This window comes from Corynebacterium sp. HMSC064E10, from assembly GCF_001812505.1.
GTDB lineage: Bacteria > Actinomycetota > Actinomycetes > Mycobacteriales > Mycobacteriaceae > Corynebacterium > Corynebacterium amycolatum.
Genome location: NZ_KV809173.1, coordinates 256,858 through 283,394, shown reverse-complemented (window position 1 = coordinate 283,394; position 26,537 = coordinate 256,858). Strand labels below are relative to the sequence as shown.

Genomic DNA, 26,537 nt, shown 5'->3' with positions numbered 1-26,537 from the left:
CAGCTCTATCTCAGGGCTGAAATTGGGAACCCTATCGATGTCACCGCCATGTGGCGTTAGTTTGCGTACTCACGCAGCTTGTCAGCACGGTCTCCCTCGCGCAGCTTGGACATAACTTCCCGCTCAATCTGGCGGACGCGCTCGCGAGACAGGCCGAAGTGGCGGCCAATCTGATCCAGCGTGCGGGGTAGGCCATCGTCGAGACCGTAGCGGAGCTTAATAACTTCCTGCTCTCGAATCTCGAGAGTGGACAGAACCTTGCGGACATCGTGGTGACGCAGGGAAGCGACAACTGCTTCCTCAGCATCAGTTGCCTCTGAGTCCTCGATGAAGTCTCCCAGGGGAGCTTCCTCGTCAGTGCCCACTGGCATGTCCAAGCTCACCGGATCGCGGGACTGACGCAGCAGCATTTCAATCTTGGCTTCTGGAATGCCGGATTCCTCTGCCAATTCCTCATTCGTAGCCTCACGGCCGAGCTGCTGGTAGAGCTCACGCTTGATACGAGAAATCTTGTTGACCTGCTCAACCAAATGGACAGGGAGGCGAATAGTACGCGACTGATCAGCCATACCGCGGGTAATAGCCTGGCGAATCCACCACGTTGCGTATGTGGAGAACTTGAAGCCCTTGGTGTAGTCGAACTTTTCCATGGCGCGGATGAGGCCCAAGTTGCCCTCCTGGATTAGATCCAGCAGCGGCATACCGCGGTTGGTGTAGCGCTTCGCCAGCGAGACCACAAGACGGAGATTGGCTTCGAGTAGGTGGGCGCGTGCGGCCTTACCTTCCTTCGCCAAAATCTTGACATCACGCTTCTTTGCACGGGTCATTTTTGCGCCGGTCTGCAGCAAATGCTCGGCGTATACACCGGCTTCAATGCGCTTAGAAAGTTCCACCTCTTCTTCAGCGCTGAGAAGAGCAGTCTTTCCGATGCCGTTCAAATACACACGAACCAAATCGGCGGACGGGTTGGAGTTATTGCCGGTGCGGCGCCCCTTGTCCCTTGTCTGACCTTCCAGTTCGTCATTTTGAATATCGGCACTCTTCATGAATCTGCCTCCTGGATTTTTAAGTGGACTCAATAACTACAACGCACGGAGTTACGAAAATGTTCCCGTGAAAGGTGATGAATGTCAATAGGGTAATTTTGCCATGCAAATATAATGTTAAGAAAAACTACCGTCACTAGCATTCCACAAGAACTGTAAAGGGGCCATCGTTGACTGATGTCACCTCCATCATTGCCCCAAATTGTCCTGTTTCGACCGTCAAGCCACGATTGCGCAAGTTCTCGACAATTTTTTCAATGACGGGTTCGGCCTCTGGGCCCGGAGCCGCGTCTACCCACGACGGCCGCCGTCCCTTCTTTGTCGCCCCCATCAACGTGAATTGGCTAACGACGAGCACCTGGGCGCCAGCATCGACAGCGCTGAGTTCGCCATCCAGGATGCGCAGCTCCGCGATCTTGCGGGCCATCGTTTCCCAAGCATCAGCAGAGTCCTCGCGGCCAACGCCTACGAGCGCCAAAATGGCACCAGTATCGCCTCCGTCAACGTGCCCAACAACGGAACCGTCGACAGTGACTGACGCGGATTTAACTCGGGTGAGAACGGCTTTCATTTACTGTTTATCCTCCAAGAGCTCGGTGGGGAGAATCAGACCATGGCGAACCAGGTCAACGACAATGGGAACTAGGGCGTCTTTGATGGCAGGTACGTCGGACTCATCGAAGGCTCCAAACATTGCCATGATGTCGATGACTGAGCCCAGAGCAGCTTCGGGATGCAGCGCACCCAGAATGGTTGCCACGGACTCATCGATTGAGTGTGTCCAGGCGGGGCCATCGGTGCGTGAGAGGCGCGTATCGAACTCAGTGAAGCCCTGGCCGCTTTCGACGTCGGCAAGCGAAACGCGTTCGATGGCGACACCGGGGCGCACGGTAAAGGAAGCTTCGAGGATGGTGTCGGCAGTTTGTGCACGAAGCCATTCGGCGCGGCCGAGATACTCCTCGGCTTCGGCGGCGAAGGGAGCGGCCAAAGGCTGCGGCATTTCCTCGCACACGGCGGAAGTCGGGCCGTTGATGCGTTGGACTGTGATGTAGCCGAACCCGATGCCTGTCACGCCGCTGTTGCGAAAGTGCTCCAGCCAGGCACGAGAGCGCTCGCACCCCTCTGGGCTGCGGGGGTCGATGGACTCGTCTCGAAGCCAGGTGCCAATGTATTCCGCCGGCGTAGCGAGATCCCGTTGCGTTACCCACACCTCGAGGCCCTCAGCAGGGAGCCAAGAAGCGATGCGCTGTTGCCAACTCTCGCCCTCGATATGGGCCCAAGCGCCGAGTAGATGCGCCGTGCCGCCGTCGGTGAGATGGTCGGCCAGACCGCGGATCATAAGCTCGGTGGCACCGTCCAGATTCAGTCCTGAGTCACGGTAAACATGTTCCACACTTGGCAGTCCTACGACGAACGGCGGGTTGGCCACAATGCGGTCAAACTTCTGGCCTGCAACCGGTTCAAACCACGAACCTTCGAGAGCCTGCGCTTGGTCGAAGCCATTAGCTGCGAAAGTAGCGCGGGCAAAAAACAGCGCGCGGGGGTGAATGTCTGTCGCGACAATCGACTTTGCATCAGGTTGGGCAAGGCTCTGGATGCCACAACCGGCACCGAGATCGAGTACGGATTCCACCGCCGAGGTCGACGAAATATCGAGGAGAGAGCGGGAAGCCCGCCCTACGCCTAGGACATGATCGGGTCCAGGAACGTGATCGTTCATAGAGGCGTCGCGGTCGGAAAAGATAATACGGTCGACTCCCGCAATCTCGACCGGGCGCACATCGATACACACCTGTGCGTTGCTGGCGGTGCCGGCAAGTATGCCGCTGTCCAGCAACTTGACTGTCAGCTCAGCTCCAAATAGCTGCTCTGCGTCGGCGAAATCGCCCAGGATGAGAAGACGCAACGCGGTCACAGTATCCGCAGAAACGCCGTCCGTCTCGGTAAGCAGAGCATCGACAACGCCGGGCTCACCGCGGTCCAGCGCGGCTAACCCCTCGGCTCCTAGGACTCGACGCAGTGACTCGCTGGAAAACTCAAGGCGCCTAAGTGCGGTGGCGAATTCCTCTGCACAGTCGACAAAAGCACGAAGCTGCTGATCAGTCGGTGGGGTGAAGGTGGAGGGGGAAAAGGTCATCGTAGGCACTACCTTCGTCGTAAAGCGGGGCGGAGGGGCTAGTTAGGGGAGCTTGACGACGGATCGTCGTCTTCCGGCATATCGATGACATTTGCGTCATCGAAGGGATTTGAGGTGGTCTCGTTACCGGACCGCGGCGGTGCGTCGGTGTCTTCGGTACTGGCAGCAGAACCGAGCGCGCGCATCTCCGCTTCCTTGAGGGCGCGCTGGCGCTGTTGTTCCTCCCATTTGCGGTTTTGCTCGCGTACAACTCCTGGCTTGTAGACGCGCGGGTTGCGCTTGTCAGCGGGTTCGCCAACGCCATTGGCGATGACAACCGCGATCCACGGCATGGGTACGGAGACGACCATGAGAATCGCCGCAATCCACGGCACATCCCACCACAGGTAAAAAGCGCCGGAAAGAAGTAGCAATGGAATGCGAGACCATTGCAGGGCCGCGTAGACGTGGCGGCGGTGGTCGTAGTTGCGAATCCTTGAGCCGCGGGCGTCGGTAATCAACGCCGCGTCTTTCTTGCGTCGCCGGGAACTTCCGCGTTTCGGCAGCGCGGAGTCGCGACGGTCATTGATTCGCGCCATGGTTGCCTAGCATACGCCTGTGGCGTGGGGGTGTCTCAACTAGCTATGCCCGTTGCAGCTGCATGCTCGCGTAGTCGCAGCGGTGTTGTGGATGGCTGTGGAAGGTAAGCAGTCAGCAGCGGCAAGCACCTGGGGCGCTAGGCATAATTTGACCAATGGGGCACAATTGGAATCTGTGAGCACTCCATTGAAGACGACAAAGACGATTGAACGCACCGATACCCGCGTCGATGAGTCGACGAGGGACGACACTCCGAAGTTCTTCCATTACGTCAAGAAGGACCAGATCGTGAACTCCGCGGTCAACGGCTCCTACGTCGTTGCTCTGTGCGGTGAAACCTTCCCAGTGAAGAAGTCGGCGAAGCCGGGTTCACCGGTATGCCCTGACTGCGAGCGGATTTACAAGTCCCTGCGTCGCAAGTGAGCGGGCTTCGTAAATGGCAGCAGGAGGCCCTCGACAAATACCTGGCGACTAACCCCAAGGACTTCCTTGCAGTGGCGACACCGGGCGCAGGTAAGACGACCTTCGCTCTGCGTATCGCCAGTGAGTTGCTGTCGCGGCGGATTGTCGAGCGCATTATCGTCGTAGTGCCTACTGAGCACCTGAAGGTACAGTGGGCTGCCTCTGCTGCTCGTTCGGGGATTGCGTTGGATCCCAAGTTCTCCAACGCCAAGGGTGTGGTAAACCCTTCCTACCAGGGAATTGTTGTGACCTACGCCCAAGTCGCAGTGCATCCGTTTAAGCACCATGCCGTAGCCACCGCTCGGCCGACATTGGTGATTCTGGACGAGGTACACCACGGCGGTGATGCCAAGAGTTGGGGCGACGGCATTTCTGAGGCCTACGGTGATGTCGAACGCCGCCTGTGCTTAACTGGTACGCCGTTCCGCTCCGATGACGCGGCAATTCCGTTTGTTCGCTACTCGCCGGATGGCGATGGTTACTCGCGCTCCGTCGCTGATTACACGTACGGCTATTCCAATGCGCTTGCCGACGGCGTCGTGCGCCCAGTGGTCTTTTTGGCTTACTCCGGTGAAGCTCGCTGGCGTGATAGCGCGGGTGATGAGTTCGCTGCGCGTCTGGGTACCGTGATGAGCCCAGAGGAGACCACTCGAGCTTGGCGCACCGCGCTTGACCCAAAGGGCGAGTGGATGCCGTCGGTGCTGCGGGCAGCGCATACCCGGCTCTCGCAGATGAGGCAGCATATTCCCGATGCCGGTGGCCTGGTTATCGCCTCCGATGCGGCAACTGCCCGTGCGTACAAGCGCATTCTCGAGCAGATTGCCTCCACACCGGTGGCGTTGGTGCTTTCGGATGAGCCTGGCTCGTCGGAACGCATTAAGACCTTCTCCGAGTCCACCGACGAGTGGATGGTGGCTGTGCGAATGGTCTCCGAAGGCGTGGACGTGCCAAGGTTGGCGGTCGGCGTGTACGCGACTAGTTCCTCGACTCCGCTATTCTTCGCGCAGGCTATCGGACGATTCGTGCGAAGCCGCATGCCGGGGGAGACTGCGTCCGTCTTCTTGCCGTCAATTCCTGTGCTGCTCGACTTGGCCTCGCAGATGGAGGTGCAGCGCAACCACGTGCTCGGTAAACCGGATCGGCCTTCGGAGGGCTGGGAAGATGACTTGGTCGCCGAAGCTAACCGGCGTAAGGATGAGCCCGACGAACTGCTGCCGGCCTACGAATCCATTGGCGCGGATGCTGAACTCGACTACCTGATCTACGACGGTTCCTCCTACGGCACCGCAACCGTTGCCGGTTCCGCTGAAGAAGCTGACTACCTTGGCTTGCCCGGGCTTCTCGACGCTGAGCAAATGCGACTCTTGCTGCGTCAGCGGCAGGATGAACAGCTTAAAGCCGCCAGTGCCCGAGAGAAGGAAGCCCGCGAGGAGGCGAGGGAATCGTCGTCAAGCGGAGGCGAAGGCGGCGCGGTCCACCGCATTGAGGGATCGGCGTACCCGAGGCCGCAGAAGGTGGCCAGTGAGGTGTTGCCGAAGTTGCGGAAGGAACTCAATACGCTGGTGTCGATGACGGCGGCGCGAACCGGTAAGCCACATGGTCAGGTGCATAACGAGGTTCGGCGCGCCTGTGGTGGCCCGCCGACTGCGCTGTGTACGGAGGAGCAGTTGCGCGATCGCATTAGCTACCTGCGTAATTGGTAGGGTTTCAAGCGAACTGAGCAATCTATGGTGGAGAGAAGAATGTCGGCAAGCAGTGATAAGTCGAGGCCGTCGGAATTGACCGGCGGTGGTTTGTCGGCTGTACCAGGCAATGACAGTCGGACTATTGGCGTGCTGGCACTGATCTTTGGTGTCGGCGGACTCTTGATGTCCTGGATAATCGTTGGTGGCATCCTCGGTGTCTTTGGCATTGTTCTGGGCATCATCGCGATGGCGAAGGCGTTGAGCGCGAAGAAGCGCGTGCAGGCTGCTGGGGAAGACGCGGTCATCAGCGGTTCGTTCGGATTGGGCGTTGTCGGCATTGTGACGGGTATTGCAGCCGCCGTGGTGTCGCTGATGCTGTACTGGTCGACATCAGACGCGATGTCGAAGTGCGAGAAATTCGAGCGTACCTCTGGAGAGTATGCCGAGTGCATCTCCAATCAGATGGGGACTGACCAGCCAAAGAAGCAATCGGAGTGAGTTCGGACGCGAAGTCAATGGCGGTGTTACTTTGTGCCCGGAGTTTTCGGTTAATGCCAGATGCGCAATGAGGAAATGAGCTAACCCCGTAATCCACCCCCGAAGTCCAACTGCCTGCAGTTTCGGCCGGGGGTTTCTTAGTGAAATCTCATATTTGGCCGAGTGTTGGTAATGATATTGGTGTCAGAAAGTACCCACATTTGGCATCCCCTACATGCGGTAAACGTTTGAACATGCGTGCAATACAGGATGTCTGCTGATTATTAAATAGGAGCGTGAATCGTGGCAGCGACATCTACGCGCGACAACTCCCCGGAACTGTCACCTGGCCAACAAGACCGTGGTTACCTCAGCCGGGAGCTTTTCCGTAAGCGCACCGGTCTAGGACTCGGTATCATCCTGTCCTTGCTCGTGTACTTCTTTATGCCGGCTGAGCTCGATCACAACCTGCGTGCAACCGCAGGTGTAGCAGTGCTTATGGCCGTGTGGTGGATGTCCGAGGCTATCCCGATTGCCGTTACGGCTCTGCTGCCGCTGGCGCTATTCCCGATTCTCAACCTCGCGGAGATTAAGGATTTCTCGGGCAAGTACACAGACCCGACCATCTTCCTCTTTATGGGCGGCTTCCTGTTGGCACTGGCGATGCAGCGTTGGAACCTACACAAGCGTGTCGCATTGTGGGTCCTGGTGCTCATGGGGTCGTCACCAAAGATGCTGATTCTAGGCTTCATGGTGGCTACTGGCTTCCTGTCGATGTGGGTATCCAACACGGCCACGGCCGTGATGATGCTGCCAATCGGTGTGTCCGTGCTGAGCCTGATTGTCCGAATGCTGCACGATGAGAAAGTTGCTGCAGAGGATGCGGGATCTGCGAGTGAATCGGTCGCCGAAACCCCTGGTGGGGATGCGCTGGAGGAGGCGGAGGAGTCGTCGTCAAGTTACGACCCGATGCCAAAGTCGAACTTCGGTATCGCGCTGATGCTGGGTATCGCTTACGCGGCATCGATTGGTTCGTTGGGCACGATTATTGGTACTCCGCCGAACGCGATGCTGGCGGCCTACATGGCGGAGCAGGGTGTCAACATTGGGTTTGGCCAGTGGATGCTGCTGGGTGTCCCGGTGGCGGTTGTGCTCATGCTCTGTGCATGGTTCCTGCTGACAAGTGTTCTGTTTAAGCCGGAGATTGCGCATATTCCAGGCGGACGCGAACTCATGCGTGACGAGCTGAAGCGTCTCGGCCGTATGTCGGCGGGTGAGCGTCGCGTGCTCATGGTGTTTATCGCGGCTGCGCTGGCGTGGGTCTTTGTTCCGGTGCTGCTGCCAGACACCAAGATTGCCGATGCGGTAATCGCGATGACGGTAGGTATTGCACTGTTCCTGATTCCGGGTGGCCCTGATGGCGTGAAGCTCATGCGCTGGGAAAATGCGTTGGAGCTGCCGTGGGGTGTGCTGCTGCTGTTCGGTGGTGGCCTGGCGCTGTCCTCGCAGTTCGGTGCCTCTGGGCTGTCGGACTGGATTGGCGAGCAGCTGTCTACCCTCGGCTGGATGCCAGTGGCTGCACTCGTGGTTGTCGTCGGCGCCGTTGTGCTGTTCCTGACCGAGTTCACGTCTAACACCGCGACGGCCGCGACCTTCCTGCCGCTGGTTGGTGCGATGGCAATCGGCTTGGGCCACGACCAGATGATCTTCGCTGTTCCAGTTGCACTGGCGGCTACTTCGGCGTTCATGATGCCGGTTGCAACACCGCCGAACGCCATCGCCTACGGCTCCGGCTACGTCAGCATGGACAACATGGTCAAGACCGGTGTTTGGCTGAACATCGTTGCGCTGATTGTGATTTCTGTGGCTTCGCTGACGCTGCTGCAGTGGGTATTCGGCGTCGTGTACTAGCTGGGTATGTAGTAGCCGGTATTGGATGGTGGTCCAGTTTGCTGGACCGCCAGCGGACTGCTTCGCCTAGCGTTGTTTAGATGCTCCTTCGCCCCGTTCCACCTTGGTGGTTCGGGGTTTTGCTTTTGCCTCCAGCTGGCCCTACGCCGTTCAGTCCGGCAGTAGATTTGTGCACATGGCAGCTAGTCCCAAAATTGACAACCGTAGATATTACGCGCTGCAAATGTGAAACTGTCGGAGTTTATGACACTTTCAGGCCATTTTTGTGGGCCATTTTGTCATAAACGCAGTCGCTAACTCGCTAGCCCAGCTCCCGAAGAAAAAAATCGGGCTCGAATAAGGGGCGCAACCTTATCCAAGCCCAATTTTCTGGGCTTAGCAGTTAGCCCAATTACGACTCCAGGTTAAAGCTTTACTCCAAGTAGTCACGCAGAACCTGCGAACGCGATGGGTGACGTAGCTTGGACATCGTTTTGGACTCAATCTGACGGATGCGCTCGCGTGTCACACCGTAGACCTGGCCAATCTCGTCAAGAGTACGTGGCATGCCGTCGGTAAGGCCGAAGCGCAGACGGACGACACCGGCTTCACGTTCGGAGAGAGTCTCCAGAACGTCGCCAAGCTGATCTTGGAGGAGCGTGAAGCTCACGGCGTCCACGGCGATGACTGCCTCGGAGTCCTCAATGAAGTCACCGAGCTGGGAGTCGCCCTCGTCACCGATGGTCTGGTCTAGCGAAATGGGTTCACGAGCGTACTGCTGAATCTCGAGAACCTTTTCCTCGGTGATATCCATTTCCTTAGCGAGCTCTTCCGGAGTGGGCTCGCGGCCGAGATCCTGGAGCAGCTCACGCTGGATACGGCCGAGCTTATTAATGACCTCGACCATGTGAACCGGAATACGAATGGTTCGAGCCTGGTCGGCCATTGCACGAGTAATGGCCTGGCGAATCCACCACGTTGCGTACGTGGAGAACTTGTAGCCCTTGGTGTAGTCGAACTTCTCGACGGCGCGAATCAGGCCGAGGTTGCCCTCCTGAATCAAGTCGAGGAAAGCCATGCCACGGCCGGTGTAGCGCTTTGCCAGGGATACCACGAGACGGAGGTTGGCCTCGAGCAGGTGGTTCTTGGCGCGCTGACCGTCGCGAGAAATCTCGCGCAAGTCGCGCTTCTGAGCGTAAGCGATGCGCTCGCCGGCTTCCTTGGCCTCGTCAATCTTGTACTGCGCATACAGACCAGCCTCGATGCGCTTTGCCAGACTGACTTCTTCCTCGGCAGTCAGCAGCGCGACCTTACCAATCTGCTTGAGGTAGGCGCGGACAGAGTCAGCGGAGGCGGTGAGGGCAGCATCCTTGCGGGCCTGACGCAGACGAGCGGACTCGTCCTCGTTCCAGACCTCGTCGCCCTCGTCCTCTTCATCCTCGTCTTCGTCTTCGTCCTCGTCGTCCTCGTCGTCCTCTTCTTCATCATCTTCGAGGTCGTCATCATCCAGATCGTCGTGAAAATCATCGTCTTCGAGATCATCATCCAGATCTGGGTCGTAGTCCCGCTCCTGCTCCAAGTCGTGATCGAGTTCCTCGTCCTCGAGCTCTTCGTTCTCAGTTGCGTCGAGAGCCTGCGCGTCCTTCGCCTTCGCTGCAGCAGCCTTCGCTGCAGCAGCCTTGGCCGCAGTGGCCTTCGCAGCCGTTGTCCGCTTAGTTGCCTTCTTGGCGGCGGCCTTACGTGTGGTCTTCTTAGCGACCGACTTCTTAGCCGCCTTCTTCACGGTCTTCTTGGCCGTTGCCTTCTTAGCGGTCGCCTTTTTCGCCGCAGTCTCGGTAGCAGCTGTCTTTTTGGCAGCCGTCTTCTTGGCGGCAGTTTTCTTCGCGGCAGTCTTCTTTGCCACGGTCTTCTTCACTGCTTTCTTGATGGCCTTCTTTACAGCCTTCTTTGCAGGAGTAGCTGAACCGGTGCCACTCCCGGTGGATTGGTCCTGAGCTTGCCCCAGTTCGTTGCCTGCCACGAACGCCCTTTCACGATGTACGTTGTGTGCGCCGCCAAAGCCGCCGCCAGCTTCTCTCGGTCAGAGAGAAGCTCAACGCGCCAGTGGTGCGCCTTTACTTCGTCTGCAGCCAGCTAGCTGAATGGAGAACATTCAGCGCTGACCTTTTCGTGCCACGGTCATCAGTGTTGCTTTTCTGGCTCCTAGCGAAGAAGCAATCGGTGAAAATCCTCATCGAAGCAGTGCGCTTGAATTCGATTTTCCCAATCCTCCTCGAGCCTGTTGATTATTCAACCTTGCCGTGAGTCAACTTCTTATTGTAAACCAATTCTGAAAATCGCCGCCACGGGGCATGGCTTCAACCACGTGTCACGCCCGACGCGTAGCTACCAATCCCCACCCAAGAAATGAAACTGTTTAAGGGTAAAGCCCCTGGTCAGCTGCAAATGCGGCGCCAGCAATACCCGCATTATTATCCAAACTTGCCGGGACAACTGGAGTCTTACATGTCAACAGCGGAATCCACTTTTCGTGTTCGCGGCTGATTCCGCCGCCGACGATAATCCGTGACGGCCAAAACAGCGCCTCGTAGGTCCTAAGCACCTTGCTCACGCGCTCAGCCCACTCTTCGAAGCCGAGCCCCTCCACATCTTTAATTCTCGCGGATGCAAAGTGTTCGGCCTCCGTGCCATCGATGACGAGATGGCCTAACTCCGAATTGGGGTAGAGCAATCCGTCATGAATAAGCGCGGAGCCGATGCCGGTACCAAAAGTTAGCAACAACACGGCGCCAGTTTTATTGCCCGGATCGCCAAACTGGACTTCAGCGAGGCCGGCAGCGTCAGCGTCGTTAAGCACGTGCGCTTTGTTGTTGGGCAGATGTTTAGCGAAGAGCTCTTGGCAGTTCGTATTAACCCAAGAACCGTCAATATTGGCGGCCAGCAAGGCAATCTGATTCTGTACGACGGACGGAATCGTGATGCCGACATCGGAATCCCACTGCGCAATGTCCACAATTTCCGCAATGGTCTTCGCAACCGCCTCCGGGGTTGCCGGCTGTGGCGTGAAAATCTTAATGCGGTCGCCAATAAGCTGCCCAGTATCAAGGTCCACGCGGCCACCCTTGATTCCAGAGCCTCCGACGTCGATGCCAAATCCAATTCGTTGTCCCATAGCTCAAATTGTACGAAACAGACACAATGGGGGCATGAGCATTAACTCGCGTGGCACCGAACAACTCGCTAGCAGGGCAGATAATAGGGGGTTTAGTGCACCGAATAGCCCCGGATCTGTGCGACTCAGCGTCAGGGAATTGCGCGATCGCGCGGTATTTATTGCCCGCGCAGCCGCGGCGCACATCGCCAGTCGTCGGGTCGAACTCGGCTCCGATGGCGTTTTAGCAAGCTCCGAAACGAAGTCCTCAGCTGTTGACCCGGTCACCGTCGTCGACCGTGAATCTGAGGAGCTCATTCGTTCGCTCATCAAGGCGTTTAGCAGCTCCGACCGTATTTTGGGCGAAGAAGGCGGGCTTGACGACGGCCCGGGCTCTCAAGCGCAAGCTACTGACGCGGCCGAAGCGGTGACCTGGATCGTAGACCCCATCGATGGCACAGTGAATTTCCTTTACGGATTGCCCAACTTTGCTGTGAGTATCGCCTGCGCCGTAGGCGATGAGGTCGTGGCGGGTGCAGTGGCAAATGTGTCCTCGGGAGAGATTTACAGTGCAGCAAAGGGAGAGGGCGCTCAGGTTTCTCGGCGGGACGGCACTGTGCAGACGCTTAGTTGTTCCCCAACGGCCGAGCTGGAAAAGACACTTGTGGCAACAGGATTCAGCTATTCCGCTAATCTCCGGCAGGTGCAGGGGCGGATAGCGTCGCAGTTGTTGGGGGAGTGTCGAGATATTCGGCGCATGGGATCGGCGGCGCTCGATTTGTGCATGGTGGCGCACGGCCGTGTTGATGCGTATTACGAACACGACATCAAGATTTGGGACTATGCAGCAGGTGCTCTGATTGCGGCTGAAGCAGGCGCAAGAATTAGGGTCCCGGAATTCACGCAGTGTGCCAACGCTGCTGGCCGGCCGGAGGGAGACCCGCTCGACTTCGGTGTCGGTGCGGCGAATCCTGAAGTTGCCGATGCGTTCTTCGAAGCATTGGATGGTGCGACCGCGAAGGCTAGGAATTAGGGGCGTCTGTCTAGGAACAGGTGCTCGAGCTTAATGAGCTTAACCCCTCTAGATCGGCTTGTTCTCCACGGTTCAATGCGGACAACGTTTCCTCAACCTGGCTGACTACTTCGAGGTCCTTAAACCCCTTACCCAACGACACATCGACGGTTGCATCCGGCCGACCATCGTGGATGAGCTCAAAACAGGGGAAAAGAGCGTGAAGCGCTGCGGCGTGGCCATTGAACTGCTCGCCATAACGCAGCTGGCCGAAGCAGCCGAGGTCTTGGTTTTCCACAATAGGGTCGTTGCCGTAGGGAACCTGCTCATCGAGAACAAAATCGAGTTGCCGCAATTGTTCGGCGACGGTTGTAGCCTGGCCGACTTTGCCGTTGGCGTTATAGACGCGCACATGAACATCCGACGGTGGAACGACGTGTTCTCCGATTAGCGTGGTGGAGGAAACAGGGGTGCCAGCTGCGGGGAGGGAACAGGGGACCGGATAACTGGCCGGTTGGCTGCGGAATGCCAATACCCACGACGTAGCGGCAATCACTACAGCTACGACGGAAACCACCACGTAGGGAACAATTTTTCGTCGATGTGATGCGCTCGAAGTGCTCGCGGGGCCTGAACTCATGACCATCATGTTATCCTCTCCTCGACTAATGGGCATAGAAATCTGTTCTGACCTGCAGAGATGACAGATAGCGTGAATTGCCTTAATATCCGCTGAGAAAGGCACTGGAGAGTACAGGGTGTCAATCGTCTCAACGCGTTGTATTCTCCGAGAAAAAGTCAGTTCACAATGTCTAGCAAAGGTCCAGAAAGAAGGTTTGGGACATGGCTGTAAACTACGATGCCCCGCGTACTCGTGAAACCGAAGAGCTGGAGACCGATTCCCTCGAGGGCCTTCAGGCTGCATCTGCTGAGAAGGAAATCGACGACACCGACGACGGCGAAATTGTCGAGCCGTTCGAGTTGCCGGTCGCCGACATCGCGGGTGAAGAATTCGATATGGATGTCGCCCCGAAGGGAGACGATGAATTCACCTGTGGCTCCTGCTTCATGGTCATGCACCGCTCGATGATTGCAATCGATAACGGCGATGGTTTCCCCATCTGCCAGGACTGTGCCTAATCCCCGCACAACTGGGATAACTTCCTAGGAAAAGGAAAACCGCCACTACCACGGTTATGGCGGCGCTGGGGTCGTCGGCAAGCGTGTAGCGGCGGTGAGAGATTGTGACCTAGCGGTCGAAGAGACTGTCAAGTAGTGCCTCGGGGCGGCGGGTGGAGACCAGCCAATAGGGGGTTGGGTCGTCTGGATCGTCGAGGACTAGCAGCACCATCGTGGGAATCCACGTGTGCGTAACCAGGAATGCTGCTGGATCGAGCTGACGGCCCAACGCATTGCGCTGCGCGGACTTCGGGACCACCAGGGATTTGGCAACGACCGATGCTGGCAAAACTGCCGTGCCAGCGTGAAGCCAGCGTTCACCAGTGCTGTCCACTTCCACGGACACCGTGGTCTTCGACATAGTCAACAGCACCCACACGCCTACGGCTAGACAAATAATGCCGCCGATGACAAGCCAAATCGGTGAACGGTTAAAGCCAATCTGAGCCGTGCATACGAAAACGGCAACACCGCCGAGTACCCAGAACCACCAGGGAACCCAGAGCTTTTCGGAATAGACAATCGATGAATCTCCGCTCGAGCTGATTGTTATTGCCGCACCTTCAGAGACGGATGCTGAGCTGTCGTCGCGACGAGGCTGCAGGTTATCTTTTCCACTCACGGTTATCCATTCTAGGGCACGGCTATGCTCGGTACTGACAAGGCCGAAGTGCGGTTCTTAAAAGACGCGACAGCGAAGGATATACGAAGAGATGACTTATGCTCCGGTGCAAGTGAAAAAGCTCACTAAAGACGCAGTGATCCCCCAGCGTGCGCATGCTGATGATGCCGGTGTGGATTTGAGCTCAGCGGAGGATGTCGTCCTAGCACCAGGGCAACGGGCACTCGTCGGAACCGGAATTGCCATTGCCTTGCCGGCGGGCACAGTGGGATTGGTTCATCCACGCTCCGGATTGGCTTTCAAAAAGGGGCTATCCATCGTCAACGCTCCCGGCACGATTGATGCCGGTTACCGTGGTGAGCTTAAAGTCTGCCTGATCAACTTGGATCCGACCAATGCGGTGGAGATCACCAAAGGTGATCGAATCGCACAGTTGGTTGTGCAGAAGGTCGAGCTCAGTCCGATGGTGGAGGTCGATGAACTCGATGAAACTGAACGCGGTGCGGGCGGTCACGGGTCAACCGGAGTGTCCACGACGCTTTAAAACGTCTCTGACAGCGCGGGGACCCCACCAAGTGTGGTTCAATGCGTGAAGAGCTCAATAAAGCGTTTACAAAGGTGTATACAAAAATTTCTTTTTAGCGAGGTGTCAATAAACCACCATGTGGCCATTTGGAAAGAAGAACCAGCCAGAAGAACCAGCTGCTGAGGCAGAGGCCGTTACCACCGACTCTGCGGCGCCAGCTTCTGAGGAAGCTACCGCAACCCTGCATGACGACGCGTCGGAAACCGCCGCGGAGAACGCACCAGCAAACGGCCCCTTCGATATCAGCAGCGCTAGCCCGACGCAGTTTGATTTTTCAGACTTCGCTAAGGCCAGCCTGAACCTCGGTTCGATGCTGCTGCCTATTCCTCACGTTGGTGATATTCAGGTGGAGATGGGGCCGACAGGTCCAACCATGCTGCACGTCGCCACTGAGCATGGTCGCGTAACTCCTGTAGCATTCGCTGCTCCGACGTCGGGTGGCCTCTGGGAGGAGTCCGCTCAGGAAATCAAGGACGGTCTTGAGTCCGATGGCCTCGATGTCCACGTTGAGCAGGGGCCGTGGGGTTCTGAGGTCGTTGGCCGCACCTCCGATATGGAGATGCGAATCATTGGCGCCGACGGCCCGCGTTGGATGCTTCGCATGACGGCCTCCGGTCCGGCTGATCGGGCGGAGGAACTTGCGGACCTCGCCCGCGGTCTCCTTGCCCGTAGCTTCGTCTCTCGCGGTGAGAACCCGATGCCGGCAGGTCAGCCGCTTCCGGTTACGCTGCCGTCCCAGATGGCGGAGCAGATTCGTCAGGCATACCAGCAGCAGACCCAGGCTGCTCAAGCTGAAGGTGAACCAGGGCAGGTGCCAGGCGCTACTGGTATCAACCCGGATGGTTCCACCAATTAGTTTGGTCAACCCGCCAGCACAGAGAAGCTAGCTGCTTGTCCAGTTAGAAAAGGATTTGCAGGCGCCACTGTGCGCTGCCCGCCGCCGTCACCCGACGGCGGCTTTTCTCTTGTCAGCGGGTAGTATCACACTGCGTGAACATCGAAGTGACTATTGACCGTCCCGCTGCCGGCGGAGAATTCATTGCCAGCTATGACGGACGTATCGGTTTCGTCACCGGCGGCATCCCCGGCGAACGCGTTGTTGTCGAAATTGCCAAACCTGATGCCAAGCTGTGGCGCGGCAATGTCGTTGAGGTTCTGGATGCCTCAGAGCATCGAATTTCACAGCGTTGCGAAGCAGCTCGGCAGGGCGCGGGTTGTTGCGACTGGGGTTTTATTGATCCTGAGCACGCGGCGCGTCTCAAGGTTGATGTCCTGACCGATTGCCTGCGCCGGCTTGGACGTTTCACCGCCGACGAACTGCCAGCTATCGATGTCCTTCCACTGGCTCCCACCTCCCGTTGGCGCACGCGCGTGCGGCTGGGCGTGGATTCCCAGGGACGAGCGGGGTTACGTCGTTCCCGTTCCCACGAGCTCGTCATCGGCTCCGAGTGCGTCCAAACAGTTCCCAATCTCATCGCTGGCTTTTCGACGGCCGGAACCATCCCCGTTGCTAAGCCCGCTAGCGGTCGAGGTCGCAAGAAGCCGAAGCTGGGAGAACTCCATGTGGCAATGGATGCCGAGGGTAACCGAAGCGCTGTGTACGTCTCCGGCAGTGGCCGGAATCGCAAGCAAACAGTGATTGAAGGCGAGCCAACCACACAGCACACTGTTCACGGCATTACTTTCGATGTGCCGACTACCGGTTTTTGGCAAGCTCATCGCTATGCTCCTGAGTTCTATGGCTCGCGCATCATTAGCCTGTTGGCCGGTCAGTCCTTCTCCTGTGCTTGGGATCTCTACGGCGGCGCAGGCGTTCTGGCGGCGGCGCTGCGCAAGCTAGTAGACGCTGAGGGATCAATTCTCTCTGTCGAGGGGTTTGCCGCGGCAGCGACGGCGGGGCGCAGGGCCTTCACTGCAGCTGATCACAGTGGGAATGCGACACCTGCGGCACCAGTTCGGTTCGTTACTGGGGATGTCACCAAGGTTGTGCGCCGCGAAGTTGCTAATGAGAAAACACCAAATCCGGATGTCGTCGTTCTCGACCCTCCGCGCTCCGGTGCCGGTAAGGATGCCATTGCCGCTATTGCTGAGGCCAAGCCACGCACGGTTGTACATTTCGGTTGCGATCCGGCGACTTTTGCGCGCGATGCCCGGTACTGGGCTGACCACGGCTACGCGTTCAAACACCTCGAGGTCGTAGACGCATTTGGCCTAACACATCACTTTGAAACCATCGCGGTGCTAGAGCAGCTGTAGCTAGAGTGGGTGCCGCATGGGCGCAAGGACGTTGGCGCCGATTACGTCGGCAAGCAAATGTGCCTGCCATGGGCGGAAACCCTGTTCGCTGAGGTGGGCGGAGATTTCTGTAACGGCTGGCAGGCCGCCAGCGTAGTTGTCGTGGTGGCGGAATACGAATGAGCCGACTGCGCGGCTGTGAATCCACCAAACAAGTTCACGTGTCTGCGCGGAAGTGATGAGTGTGTCTTTGCGCAGGTGTATTTGGGCACAGACGTTGTCGATGCAGTCTCGCGTGGTTTCGAAAATCTCGGCGGCTTGTGGGGCATGTTCAGCCCAACGCCGAAAGTGTGGCATCTCGTTGCGAGGCGGCTTTTGAGGCTTCGGCCATGATGACCTGGGTTCCTGACGGGCTTCATTAACGATCTTCAACCAAGCATCCGCAGCACCGCGACGGCGACGTGGAAATCCACGGATTGCAGTCAGCTCACGCTGCGTACCTGGGAGTTGTTCTGCGATTGTACGTAGAACGCTGTGCCCCATGATGTGTGTTGGGGAGACATCACGTTGCTGCGCGATTTCGTCACGCTCAGTCCACAGTGCACGGGCGACGTGGAGTTGTTCGGAAGTGCGCAGCTTCCCAATGCCTTTGAGTCCTTGCCACGAGTGTCCGACGTGTAGACCATCGAGGTATTTACGGTTGGTAGCGAGTTCGCGTTCGCATTCCTGCTCTAGCCATTCCAAACGGTCGAGCTCAGCTAGCGCCTGACAAAGAACCTCGGCGAGTTCGATAAGCAGCTCGACATCCAGGGCTGCGTAGTCCAGCCAATCCGCTGGCAGTGGACGAGTAGACCAATCCTCTCGACCGTGCCCCTTGGCAAGTCCAACTCCGAGGAGTCGTTCTGTCAGAGCTGCTAAGTTGACTCGCTCGAGTCCGAGAAGGCGACCGGCCAGCTCAGTGTCAATGACTTTGGTGGGGTAGAGGCCCAGGGCTGCGAGGCAGGGAAGGTCAGAATGAGCTGCGTGAATAATCCAGGTCAGGTCGTTGACTGAGGAACCGAAAACGGCCATCGCCTTGCGCCCGTCTTCGGGATCGATGAGAAAGGTGCCCGCTCCACGGCGGCGAAATTGAAGCAGGAAGGCGCGGTCATCGTAGCGATATGCCGAAGCTCGTTCAGTATCGACTGCGAGCCAACCGTGTCCTTTGGCTAGCTGCTCACCGGCGTCAATAATTTCGTCGATGTCGGAAAGCACGCGTGGAGTTCCCTCGGCGGGGGCAAGTCTTACCTCTACGTCGGGACTAGTTTCCACGTCGGAGCTCATCGCTCGCCTCTTCGGTCGTCGGTATCAGCAGTTGCCAGTATCAGCCCAGCAGGGATACGCCGACGGGTGGCAGACCGGCGACGTTCGCTAGTACCTGAGCGAAGGATTCAACGTGAGTGCGCAGGTCGGTACCACGAGCAGTCCACGATGCGCGCATTTCTAATTGAAAGGCCTGTGGCTTGCCACCAATCTCGCCGTAGCGGACAGAGTTCGTAGTTGTCACCGTGCCACCCAAGTTCGACAGTTCGGCGTTGTTCTCAGCCAGAGCCTCGGTGAGCCATTGCCAGGCAACCTGGGGAAGCAGCGGATCTTCCGCGAGGGAGGCATCCATATCTGCCTGGATGTATGCAACCAAGCGCATGTCACCGTCCCAGGTTTCCTCACTGCGGGGGTCATGGAGCAAAATTAAACGACCAAAGGCATCATCGTCCGAGGACTCGGGGACAATATCAGCTTCGGGCTGCGTGACCTCAAGCGAGACAGCGTGGCTAAACGGTGCCAGCTTCTGCGGTGGCCGAACGGTGCCCAGAGCAATCTCAGGTCGCAGTTCAGCAGAGTGCATTGACTCGACCGCGGCGCGGAAGTTCTGTGGCGTTGAATCGGTTCCATTCACGTGCCTGAACTTAGCCATATGACGCTTGCGTTAGTGGGAGGCGCGCCGAACAGAGCGGAAAGCGACCAAACGCTTCGCCGAAAACGCACAGCAGGGCGAGCGATTTCCCTGTTCTTAGTACCCCACACATTAATTTCTAAGGTAAGTGGGGCATGATTGTCGGTATGAACAATCGTCGCACTTTGACTGATGCCCCGATTCTTGATGCAGCTTACGGTCGAACTCCTTCGCGCCGCCCGGTGTGGTTTATGCGGCAAGCCGGTCGTTCACTGCCTGAGTACCGTGAGGTGCGCAAGGACATCGGTATGTTGGACTCCTGCTTCCGTCCGGAACTGCTCGCTGAGATTACTATGCAGCCGGTACGTAGGCACGACGTTGATGCTGCGATTCTTTTTTCCGATATTGTCGTGCCGCTGAAGGCCGCGGGTGTCAACCTGGATATTGTTCCTGGTCGCGGTCCAGTATTGGATACTCCGGTGCGCTCAGAATCAGACATCAAGGCGCTACCGGAAGTCACAGAAGAGCAACTCGCTCCGGTGGCCGAGGGTATCGGCCTCATTCTGCAAGAGCTGACTGATACCCAGGCACTCATTGGTTTCGCCGGTGCACCATTCACCTTGGCATCGTACCTGATTGAAGGCGGTCCATCCCGCAATCACGAGCGCACTAAGGCGCTGATGCACTCGGACCCTGAATTGTGGGGTCACCTGATGCAGAAAATCACTCCGATGGTGATTGCTTTCCTGCGCGCGCAGATTGGCGCTGGCGTGGACGCTATTCAGCTCTTCGACTCCTGGGCTGGCTATCTTACCGAGCGTGATTACCGCCGCTTTGTGTTGCCGTACTCGAAGCAAATCTTCCAGGCCTTCGCCGACGTCGGCATTCCGCGCATCCACTTCGGTGTGGGGACCGGCGAGCTTCTCGGTGCGATGGCTGAAGCCAGCCCAGAAGTCATGGGTGTCGACTGGCGCGTGCCACTGGACGTTGCTGCCAACCGCATTCGTGCCACGCTTTCCGACGTTCACCGAGGCGCAGACCCGGCGCAAAACAGCCTTGCATTGCAGGGTAACCTTGACCCGGCGATTCTCTTTGCCGGTGAAGCTGCAATGACCCAAGAGATCCAGCGCATCTGTTCTGAAGCGGACCGTGCAATTAAGCGTGGTGATGCCCGTGGACATATCTTCAACTTGGGTCACGGGGTGCTACCGAATACCGATGCCGACGCGATTACGCGCGCCGTTGAAATCATTCACGCAACGTAATAGCCGACGCAACAGGCGTGTAAAACACGCACTAGCTAATTTTCTACAAGTCTTATCGACCGTGCCCGCTCGAGGGGCGGGCATAGAGAAAGCGTACGAAATACCGTGGTTGCACAACCTTCTACCATTGCCGTCGTAGGTGGCGGTATCTCCGGCCTGACCGCAGCGTATGAGTTGCGTAAAAAGCTCGGACCCGCCGCAAGAATTATTGTCATCGAGTCCAGTGCACAGGTCGGCGGCAAGCTGAAGACTCGACCAGGAGCTAACGGCCCTCTTGAAGCGGGCGCTGAGGCGTACCTGGCATTCCGTCACGATGCCACCGAGTTTTTCAAGGAACTCGGTTTGGCGGATCAGCTAGTCGCCCCTTCGGGGTTGCCTTCCAAGCTCTACATTGGCGGTGAGCTCAAGGACCTTCCGCGCAATACGGTCACCGGTATTCCAGGAAGCTCAGAGGGGTTGGGCTATCTCCTCAGCGAGGCCACCCTCGCCAAGATTGATGCTGAGTCGAACCCCGAGCTCACTCCAGCCTTGCACTGGGTACTGGGCGACGACATGAATGTCGGCCAGCTGGTCGCGGCGCGTCTCGGTGAAGAAGTGGTTGACCGCATCGTCTCCCCGCTGCTCGGGGGCGTCTACTCAACCACCGCATACAATCTGGGCCTGCGTGCGACCATCCCACAGCTGGCGGCAGCGCTTGATGAAATTGCCAGTGTCGGTGATCATGTCAGCCTCACCGGCGCTGTCCAGCGCGTTCTGGAAGCACGTAAGCAGGCGCAGCAGGCGCGTCTGAGCAGTGAGGCTGCGACAGACTCTGCGAAGACGAAGCAACCGGTAGTCTTCCAAACGTTCCGAGATGGCTTCGAGGTCCTCTACAACACGCTTGCCGACGAATCGGGAGCCGAACTCCTCTTGTCGACGAAGGCTGCTGGCTTGCGGCAGCATGACAATGGCTTTGAGGTGACAGTGGAAGCGCCGTCGGAAAGCGGCACGAGCGTTAACACGATCGACGTCGACGGTGTTGTCCTGGCGGCACCTTCTGCAACCACATCAGAGCTGTTGAGCAGCCTTGCTCCAGAGGCGGCAGAGCTTATCGGTGGGGTAGACACGTCGAACTCGGCGGTGGTCGGTATGTGTTTCGACACATCGGACGGACTGCCGGAGATCAACGGCGTGTTGTGTGAGATTGGTGCGGACCTGTCCGCGAAAGCTTTCACAGTGTCGTCCCGAAAGTGGCCACATATTGGTGAGCGCTACGGTGCCGTTGTGAGGGCAAGTTTCGGCCGTTTTGATGATGACTCGCACGTGCATCGCAGCGACGAAGACCTCATCGCCAGGGCAAAGGCGGATTTGGCTAAGGCGACTGGCTTTGATGCTGAACCGACAGCGGTTTTCGTCCAGCGTTGGTGGGCAGGGATTCCACGCTTCGATATGGGGCATGGAGGTTTGATGGATTTTGCTCGCCACGAGTTGGACGAGGTGCCTAAGCTTGCAGCAACAGGGGCATGGCTCAGTGGCCCGGGCATTCCGGAGTGTATTTCCAACGCCAAGGCTGCGGCTAACAAGATTGCTGCGGAGCTGGGATAAAGCTGCGAGATTGGTGCTGAGTACGAAACTGGCGCCGAACCATTGAATTTTTGAACAGACTTTTCAACCGAACTAGGAGAGAACTGATGACCAAGCTCGATTACAAGAAGCTCAACGACACCATCCGCTACACCATGTGGTCTACCTTCAAGGTGACCCCGGGCGCACTCGGAGAAAACCGCGAAGAGGCAGTGGCTAAGACCAAGGAATTCCTGGCTCGTTACGAAGACACCGATCTGATCATCCGTGGTTTCTACGACGTTTCGGCCATGCGTGCTGAAGCTGACTTCATGTTCTGGATTCACGCAGAGAAACTGGAAGATCTGCAGGCGTTCTACAACGCTTTCCTGCGCGAGACTCCGCTGGGCCAGGCATCCACCCCGCACTGGTCGAACGCTGCGCTGCACCGTCCAGCTGAGTTCAATAAGTCGCACCTGCCGTCGTTCATCATGGGTGAAGAGCCAGGACGATGGATTGCGGTTTACCCATTCGTCCGTTCCTACGACTGGTACCTGCTGGAGCCAACCGAGCGTCGCCGCATCCTTGCTGAACACGGTATGGCCGGTCGTGACTACCCGGATGTGCGCGCCAATACTGTCCCGGCGTTCGCACTCGGCGACTACGAGTGGATCCTTGCATTCGAGGGGCCGGAGCTCGACCGCATTGTGGACTTGATGTGGAAGATGCGTTACACCGAGGCTCGTCTGCACGTCCGCGAAGAGATTCCGTTCCACACGGGCCGTCGCGTCGATGACATCGCGGAGATTATCAACGTTCTGCCGTAGCCCGTGCAATCTACGAGAAAATCAGCAGCGCCGCTGGTCAAGCCCCGTTAACTGACGGGATTGTGACCAGCGGCGCTGTTTCTTTATCCGGTTATTCAGCCGTCTTGTCCGGTTCCAGCGTGAGTGAAATTGAATTGATGCAATAACGCAGGTCGGTTGGAGTATTGTATCCCTCTCCCTCAAAGACGTGGCCGAGGTGAGACTTGCAACGACTGCACAGCACTTCGGTGCGGACCATACCGAGGCTCGTATCTCGTCGCTCAATAATGCGGTCTCCTGCTAGTGGAGAGAAGAAAGATGGCCAACCGCAGTGAGAGTCGAACTTCTCGTTCGAGCGAAACAGCTCGTAACCACAAGCCCGGCAGCGGTATACACCTTGAGTTTTAGTATCGGTGTACTCACCGGTGAAGGCGCGTTCAGTACCTGCCTGACGCAAAACCTGGTACTCTGCGACACTGAGGAGTTCGCGCCATTCTTCTTCGCTTAGATTCCAGTCTTCGCTATGCGAATTATCCATTCTGAATAGCCTCCTCAGACTTGAGATCAGATTCCTGATTAAACTTCCCGCCTGCGATCTTCCAGTCACCCAGCCAGCTGAAGCCGGATGCAAAGCTACGCCCATTGACGGCATCCACAATCGTCATTCGAATCAGTGCTGCCGTGATGGAGAGAATAAGAACGGCCCATCCAATACCGCCGATTGCAACCGTGAACCACGGGAAAAATAGGTCATCCTCATCAATCCACCAATTGGCGTAGAAGAAACAGAGTACGACTCCGAGTCCTGCGCCCCAATTCAACATGACAGTCGAACCAATATTTCCTTCATTGTCGCAATCCAAAACCAATGGGCGAAGCACGGTGAGAACCATTGGCAAGAGCGTCATCGAGTAGTACTGCTGTCCTAGGCTGGAAAGGAAGAACGCGCCGGTGAAGAGAACTCCGGAAGTTGTAGCAATCCAGAATTTCTCATCCCTTTCGAGCCAGCGAAGAAGGAGAACGACAGATACCAAGACAAAAATGCCGAAAAAGATTTGCCACAGCAAGATCAATGTCGGGTGGGCACCCAGCCAAACAAGCTGCCCAGTCAGTGAAGCATTCGCAAAGTCACGGACAACTCCCAGGTAGGGGATAGTGATATCTAGGTAGTCACGTGGTTGGACCATGAGCGGCCACGCAACGGCATTGGCTGCAATTACCACCCCGATACTGGTCAGTATCGTAGAGAACTGCCTGCGCATGAACGGTAGGAACAGCATTGGCAAGAATACGGGCTTGATAGTGATTGCGATACCGATAATCAGGCCGGCCAGGATATTGCGTCGCTCGGTCAGTGCAATAAAAAACAGCACTAATGCAAGGAACAGTGAACCGTTGACGTTCGTAAAATCAAGCGTGTTGGTAACGGGTTCCGTGAGGTAAAGCAGTGCTATCGACGCTGGAATGATGGGGCCAGAGCGCGCAATACCAAGCCACCTGAGTAGCAACACAATTGCCGCAATGATTGCAGCTGACTGAAATACCGCAAACCAGATTCGGCCCGATTCAAGCGAGCCGAACAAATCAATCGGGGCTAAAAGTAGGGTAGCGCCTGGGGAATACAGATAGTGCGGATCGGCTGTTACGTAGTCTTCCGAATAAACGGGTACCTGCGACACGAATCGATTAATTGCTGACCAGACCGTCGTAAAGTCATCTGTGCCAGACACGTCTTTCGGCAAAACCCAGGTGCGGTGAAAAATTACCACAGCTGCGATAGGCCACAAGAAAGCGCTGAGTCCTCGCGACACCTGCCGAGACAGAGGGCGTGGAGCCACCGAAGGTGTTCCTGGCGTGTCCTTGGACGTTTGCGTTAATGCCGTTGCGCTTGCGCTCACGTCGATTTTTGGTTTACTCACAATACTCCACCCTACTGGGTGAAGCTGCGGGAATAGCGTAGGAAGATGTGTGAGTCGGAACGTAGGATACCCCGCACTTCAAAAGCCTGCGGGTTCGTCGAGTTCGATTCCTCTTCAGGGTCGTTCTCGCCGAAAGTCAGGGGACCGTTACCCACCCACGTCGGCGACAACGTCAGGAACACTTCGTCAACGCACCCTTGCTGCAACGCCTCTCGATACATCGTCGGACCACCCTCTACGACAATGTCGCGGTAGCCGTGCTCGGCCAGCCACGTTATCGCCGCACCTACTGAGGGGTTAGGGAGCTTAACGACGAGCGCCCCGGCTGACTCTATCTTTTTAACTTTGTTCTCGTGCGCGGCTGTTTCCTCTTCGCTATTAAAAGTGTCCTCAGTAGGGGTGAAGATTATCGGAGGATTCGCTTCTGCGTTTGTAAAAAAGTCGGACTCTACGTCCAAGTCCAAGGAACGCGAGAGCGTGGACATTGCCACATGCTCAGAGCGACCAAGCTTTTGACGAACGGCCTCTAGGTGCTCCGGTATCTCAACTGGGCCGTAGTCTTCTGCGACAATGGTGCCCGTGCCGACGAAAACGACGTCGGCAAGCGCACGAAGCGTGTTGAAAATTGTGGCGTCGGTGTCATTGCCAAGCTGTCCTGAGGTGCCTTCGATGGCGCCACGTCCGTCCATACTGGTGACGGCGATGGCGGTGACTGTGGGAGTGGCGGGGAGCTCCGGCGCTGAAGCAGGTGTCGTTTGTGCTGGTCGGGAAAGAAAGTGAAGAAGTTCATCGGTAGATGGGTTTGCGGATGTGAGTGTAGCCATACCGCTGAGGTTAAGCTCACGATTGCAAAGTAGGCAAGGCCTGGCTTATAAGGGCAGCGCCATAATCGTTGTTGTTTACGAGGGTTTTGCCTATAGTGGAGGTATGCGACTCACAGATACCCTTGAAAAGGCATTCAACGACCAGATCACTATGGAGCTCACCGCTTCGCACGTCTACCGTCAGCTCGCTATCGAGCTGGACCTGCTGGACCTTTCTGGTATGGCAGAGTGGATGCGTGCACAGGCGGAGGAAGAAATCGATCACGCCAACCAGTTCATTAACCACCTTGACGCTCGCGACAATCGCCCGCAGATCGGCGCCGTCGAGGCGCCGGAGGTGAAGGTCACATCCGCTATCGATGCATTCCGCATTGCGCTCGAGCACGAGGAGAAGGTTTCGGCATCTATCCGTAACCTGCGCAACCTTGCTGACAGCGAAGGTGACATCGACTCTCGTCCGCTGCTGGATAGCTTCGTAGTTGAGCAGATTGAGGAAGAGGACACCGTCCGCGGCATCATCGGTCGCCTGGAGATTCTGGGTGACGATGGCGCTGGCCTGCTGCGCCTGGACAAGGAGCTCGGCGCTCGCGACGCAGCGTAACCTCGAGTTCAGTTCACAAATTTGATAGAAAAGACCGCTTCAGGGCTAAGTGCCTGGGGCGGTCATTTCTATTCAGCTGGAGCCTCAATCGATGAGTCAAACCTAAATTCGTGGAGCTGCCATGGGCTGATCATTCATAGTCCTAAGCGAGTGAGCTGCTCAGCAAAGCCCGCCGAATTGGAAAACTTGGCAGCCGAGACGCCCGGTGAAAGACATGTCTTGCTACTTAACACGGGGGGGTAAGGCTCAATAAAATTGGTTGCTTGACTGAGGTTAAACGAAAACTCCCTCCCGGATACCCGGGAGGGAGTTAGTCTGAGCGGATGACGGGACTCGAACCCGCGACCCTAACCTTGGCAAGGTTATGCGCTACCAGCTGCGCTACATCCGCAAATACGTTCGCCCATAAGGGCTTACGTGGTGCGCGATACTAGGATTGAACTAGTGACCTCTTCCGTGTCAGGGAAGCGCTCTCCCACTGAGCTAATCGCGCTGGGTTAAAAGCTATATAAAAGCTTTCATGCGCAACCCCCTTCTGAGAGAAGGGGGCTTTGCACTGAGCGGATGACGGGACTCGAACCCGCGA

Annotated in this window: 26 protein-coding genes and 2 tRNA genes; 13 read left to right on the top strand and 15 right to left on the bottom strand. The window is 57.2% G+C overall.

Annotated features, from left to right (window positions below):
• Positions 1-56: 56 nt before the first annotated feature.
• From HMPREF2860_RS03070 to HMPREF2860_RS03055, 4 genes are all read right to left on the bottom strand, one after another.
• Positions 57-1,046 (bottom strand): sigma-70 family RNA polymerase sigma factor, encoded by a 990-nt coding sequence (locus HMPREF2860_RS03070; protein WP_038628815.1) that lies wholly within the window; start codon positions 1,044-1,046, stop codon positions 57-59.
• Positions 1,047-1,182: 136 nt separating this feature from the next.
• Positions 1,183-1,617, bottom strand: coding sequence for a D-aminoacyl-tRNA deacylase (gene dtd / locus HMPREF2860_RS03065; protein ID WP_038628816.1), 435 nt, complete (start codon positions 1,615-1,617; stop codon positions 1,183-1,185).
• Positions 1,618-3,183 carry a DUF7782 domain-containing protein gene (locus tag HMPREF2860_RS03060; protein ID WP_038628818.1) on the bottom strand — a complete coding sequence of 522 codons (1,566 nt, stop codon included), beginning with the start codon at positions 3,181-3,183 and terminating at the stop codon, positions 1,618-1,620.
• A 38-nt stretch (positions 3,184-3,221) separates the two neighbouring features.
• Positions 3,222-3,761 (bottom strand): DUF3099 domain-containing protein, encoded by a 540-nt coding sequence (locus HMPREF2860_RS03055; protein ID WP_049181535.1) that lies wholly within the window; start codon positions 3,759-3,761, stop codon positions 3,222-3,224.
• Between the two features lie 175 nt (positions 3,762-3,936).
• Here HMPREF2860_RS03055 and HMPREF2860_RS03050 point away from each other — a divergent pair, with 175 nt between their 5' ends.
• From HMPREF2860_RS03050 to HMPREF2860_RS03035, 4 genes are all read left to right on the top strand, one after another.
• The gene (locus HMPREF2860_RS03050) at positions 3,937-4,185 is read left to right on the top strand and encodes a DUF3039 domain-containing protein (protein WP_005509477.1); all 249 of its coding nucleotides are present in this window, start codon (positions 3,937-3,939) and stop codon (positions 4,183-4,185) included.
• Positions 4,182-5,927 carry a DEAD/DEAH box helicase gene (locus tag HMPREF2860_RS03045; RefSeq protein WP_038628822.1) on the top strand — a complete coding sequence of 582 codons (1,746 nt, stop codon included), beginning with the start codon at positions 4,182-4,184 and terminating at the stop codon, positions 5,925-5,927. Before HMPREF2860_RS03050 ends, HMPREF2860_RS03045 begins: the two co-directional genes overlap by 4 nt.
• 39 nt (positions 5,928-5,966) lie before the next feature.
• The gene (locus tag HMPREF2860_RS03040) at positions 5,967-6,407 is read left to right on the top strand and encodes a hypothetical protein (protein WP_049181533.1); all 441 of its coding nucleotides are present in this window, start codon (positions 5,967-5,969) and stop codon (positions 6,405-6,407) included.
• A 282-nt stretch (positions 6,408-6,689) separates the two neighbouring features.
• On the top strand, positions 6,690-8,297 hold the full coding sequence (locus HMPREF2860_RS03035) for an SLC13 family permease (protein WP_049181532.1): 1,608 nt from the start codon (positions 6,690-6,692) through the stop codon (positions 8,295-8,297).
• Positions 8,298-8,709: 412 nt separating this feature from the next.
• Here the strand turns inward: HMPREF2860_RS03035 and HMPREF2860_RS03030 are convergent, their stop codons facing one another.
• Together HMPREF2860_RS03030 and ppgK are read right to left on the bottom strand one after the other, a co-directional pair.
• Positions 8,710-10,296, bottom strand: a complete 1,587-nt coding sequence (locus HMPREF2860_RS03030) for an RNA polymerase sigma factor (RefSeq protein WP_070560347.1) — start codon at positions 10,294-10,296, stop codon at positions 8,710-8,712.
• Between the two features lie 396 nt (positions 10,297-10,692).
• Positions 10,693-11,448, bottom strand: a complete 756-nt coding sequence (gene ppgK, locus HMPREF2860_RS03020) for a polyphosphate--glucose phosphotransferase (protein ID WP_070560345.1) — start codon at positions 11,446-11,448, stop codon at positions 10,693-10,695.
• A 34-nt stretch (positions 11,449-11,482) separates the two neighbouring features.
• Here ppgK and HMPREF2860_RS03015 point away from each other — a divergent pair, with 34 nt between their 5' ends.
• On the top strand, positions 11,483-12,460 hold the full coding sequence (locus HMPREF2860_RS03015; protein WP_083309499.1) for an inositol monophosphatase family protein: 978 nt from the start codon (positions 11,483-11,485) through the stop codon (positions 12,458-12,460).
• A 10-nt stretch (positions 12,461-12,470) separates the two neighbouring features.
• Here HMPREF2860_RS03015 and HMPREF2860_RS10845 read toward each other — a convergent pair whose 3' ends face one another.
• A complete protein-coding gene (locus tag HMPREF2860_RS10845; RefSeq protein ID WP_158407486.1) occupies positions 12,471-13,079 on the bottom strand; it encodes a LytR C-terminal domain-containing protein in 609 nt (202 codons plus the stop codon).
• 203 nt (positions 13,080-13,282) lie between these two features.
• On the opposite strand from HMPREF2860_RS10845, the gene HMPREF2860_RS03005 reads away from it, so the two are divergent.
• On the top strand, positions 13,283-13,579 hold the full coding sequence (locus HMPREF2860_RS03005; protein ID WP_038628842.1) for a DUF4193 family protein: 297 nt from the start codon (positions 13,283-13,285) through the stop codon (positions 13,577-13,579).
• Positions 13,580-13,688: 109 nt separating this feature from the next.
• On the opposite strand, the gene HMPREF2860_RS03000 is transcribed toward HMPREF2860_RS03005, so the two are convergent.
• Positions 13,689-14,165: a DUF3093 domain-containing protein gene (locus HMPREF2860_RS03000; protein WP_038629599.1), complete on the bottom strand. Its 477-nt coding sequence runs from the start codon at positions 14,163-14,165 to the stop codon at positions 13,689-13,691.
• 166 nt (positions 14,166-14,331) lie between these two features.
• Between HMPREF2860_RS03000 and dut the strand changes: the two genes are divergently transcribed.
• The 3 genes from dut (at position 14,332) to HMPREF2860_RS02985 (ending at position 17,082) form a co-directional block, all read left to right on the top strand.
• Positions 14,332-14,784, top strand: coding sequence for a dUTP diphosphatase (dut, locus tag HMPREF2860_RS02995; protein ID WP_038628845.1), 453 nt, complete (start codon positions 14,332-14,334; stop codon positions 14,782-14,784).
• Positions 14,785-14,902: 118 nt separating this feature from the next.
• Positions 14,903-15,682, top strand: coding sequence for a DUF3710 domain-containing protein (locus HMPREF2860_RS02990; RefSeq protein WP_038628848.1), 780 nt, complete (start codon positions 14,903-14,905; stop codon positions 15,680-15,682).
• Positions 15,683-15,816: 134 nt separating this feature from the next.
• Positions 15,817-17,082, top strand: a complete 1,266-nt coding sequence (locus HMPREF2860_RS02985; RefSeq protein ID WP_038628851.1) for a class I SAM-dependent RNA methyltransferase — start codon at positions 15,817-15,819, stop codon at positions 17,080-17,082.
• Here HMPREF2860_RS02985 and HMPREF2860_RS02980 read toward each other — a convergent pair whose 3' ends face one another.
• Both HMPREF2860_RS02980 and HMPREF2860_RS02975 read right to left on the bottom strand, forming a co-directional pair.
• Positions 17,083-18,384 (bottom strand): HRDC domain-containing protein, encoded by a 1,302-nt coding sequence (locus HMPREF2860_RS02980; RefSeq protein WP_049181522.1) that lies wholly within the window; start codon positions 18,382-18,384, stop codon positions 17,083-17,085.
• A gap of 40 nt (positions 18,385-18,424) precedes the next feature.
• Positions 18,425-19,015 carry a DUF3000 domain-containing protein gene (locus tag HMPREF2860_RS02975; RefSeq protein ID WP_038628853.1) on the bottom strand — a complete coding sequence of 197 codons (591 nt, stop codon included), beginning with the start codon at positions 19,013-19,015 and terminating at the stop codon, positions 18,425-18,427.
• A 134-nt stretch (positions 19,016-19,149) separates the two neighbouring features.
• Here HMPREF2860_RS02975 and hemE point away from each other — a divergent pair, with 134 nt between their 5' ends.
• The 3 genes from hemE to hemQ all read left to right on the top strand — a co-directional run bounded on the left by hemE (position 19,150) and on the right by hemQ (position 22,628).
• The gene (gene hemE / locus HMPREF2860_RS02970; RefSeq protein ID WP_070560342.1) at positions 19,150-20,259 is read left to right on the top strand and encodes a uroporphyrinogen decarboxylase; all 1,110 of its coding nucleotides are present in this window, start codon (positions 19,150-19,152) and stop codon (positions 20,257-20,259) included.
• A 105-nt stretch (positions 20,260-20,364) separates the two neighbouring features.
• A complete protein-coding gene (hemG, locus tag HMPREF2860_RS02965; RefSeq protein ID WP_052155607.1) occupies positions 20,365-21,843 on the top strand; it encodes a protoporphyrinogen oxidase in 1,479 nt (492 codons plus the stop codon).
• A gap of 86 nt (positions 21,844-21,929) precedes the next feature.
• Complete coding sequence (gene hemQ, locus HMPREF2860_RS02960; protein ID WP_016422664.1) at positions 21,930-22,628, top strand: hydrogen peroxide-dependent heme synthase; 699 nt, start codon at positions 21,930-21,932, stop codon at positions 22,626-22,628.
• Between the two features lie 91 nt (positions 22,629-22,719).
• Here the strand turns inward: hemQ and msrB are convergent, their stop codons facing one another.
• From msrB to HMPREF2860_RS02945, 3 genes are read right to left on the bottom strand one after another with little or no spacing between them, the layout of a single operon-like run.
• Positions 22,720-23,145 carry a peptide-methionine (R)-S-oxide reductase MsrB gene (gene msrB / locus HMPREF2860_RS02955; RefSeq protein WP_016422665.1) on the bottom strand — a complete coding sequence of 142 codons (426 nt, stop codon included), beginning with the start codon at positions 23,143-23,145 and terminating at the stop codon, positions 22,720-22,722.
• Positions 23,138-24,526, bottom strand: coding sequence for a glycosyltransferase family 87 protein (locus tag HMPREF2860_RS02950; RefSeq protein WP_224792280.1), 1,389 nt, complete (start codon positions 24,524-24,526; stop codon positions 23,138-23,140). Before HMPREF2860_RS02950 ends, msrB begins: the two co-directional genes overlap by 8 nt.
• Positions 24,527-24,537: 11 nt before the next feature.
• A complete protein-coding gene (locus HMPREF2860_RS02945) occupies positions 24,538-25,350 on the bottom strand; it encodes a dihydrofolate reductase family protein (protein WP_038628857.1) in 813 nt (270 codons plus the stop codon).
• Between the two features lie 103 nt (positions 25,351-25,453).
• Between HMPREF2860_RS02945 and HMPREF2860_RS02940 the strand changes: the two genes are divergently transcribed.
• Entirely contained in the window at positions 25,454-25,951 is a 498-nt protein-coding gene (locus tag HMPREF2860_RS02940) for a ferritin (RefSeq protein ID WP_016422668.1), read from the top strand.
• Between the two features lie 318 nt (positions 25,952-26,269).
• Here the strand turns inward: HMPREF2860_RS02940 and HMPREF2860_RS02935 are convergent.
• Positions 26,270-26,342: transfer RNA gene (locus HMPREF2860_RS02935), tRNA-Gly, on the bottom strand.
• 27 nt (positions 26,343-26,369) lie between these two features.
• Positions 26,370-26,444: transfer RNA gene (locus HMPREF2860_RS02930), tRNA-Val, on the bottom strand.
• Between the last annotated feature and the right edge of the window lie 93 nt (positions 26,445-26,537).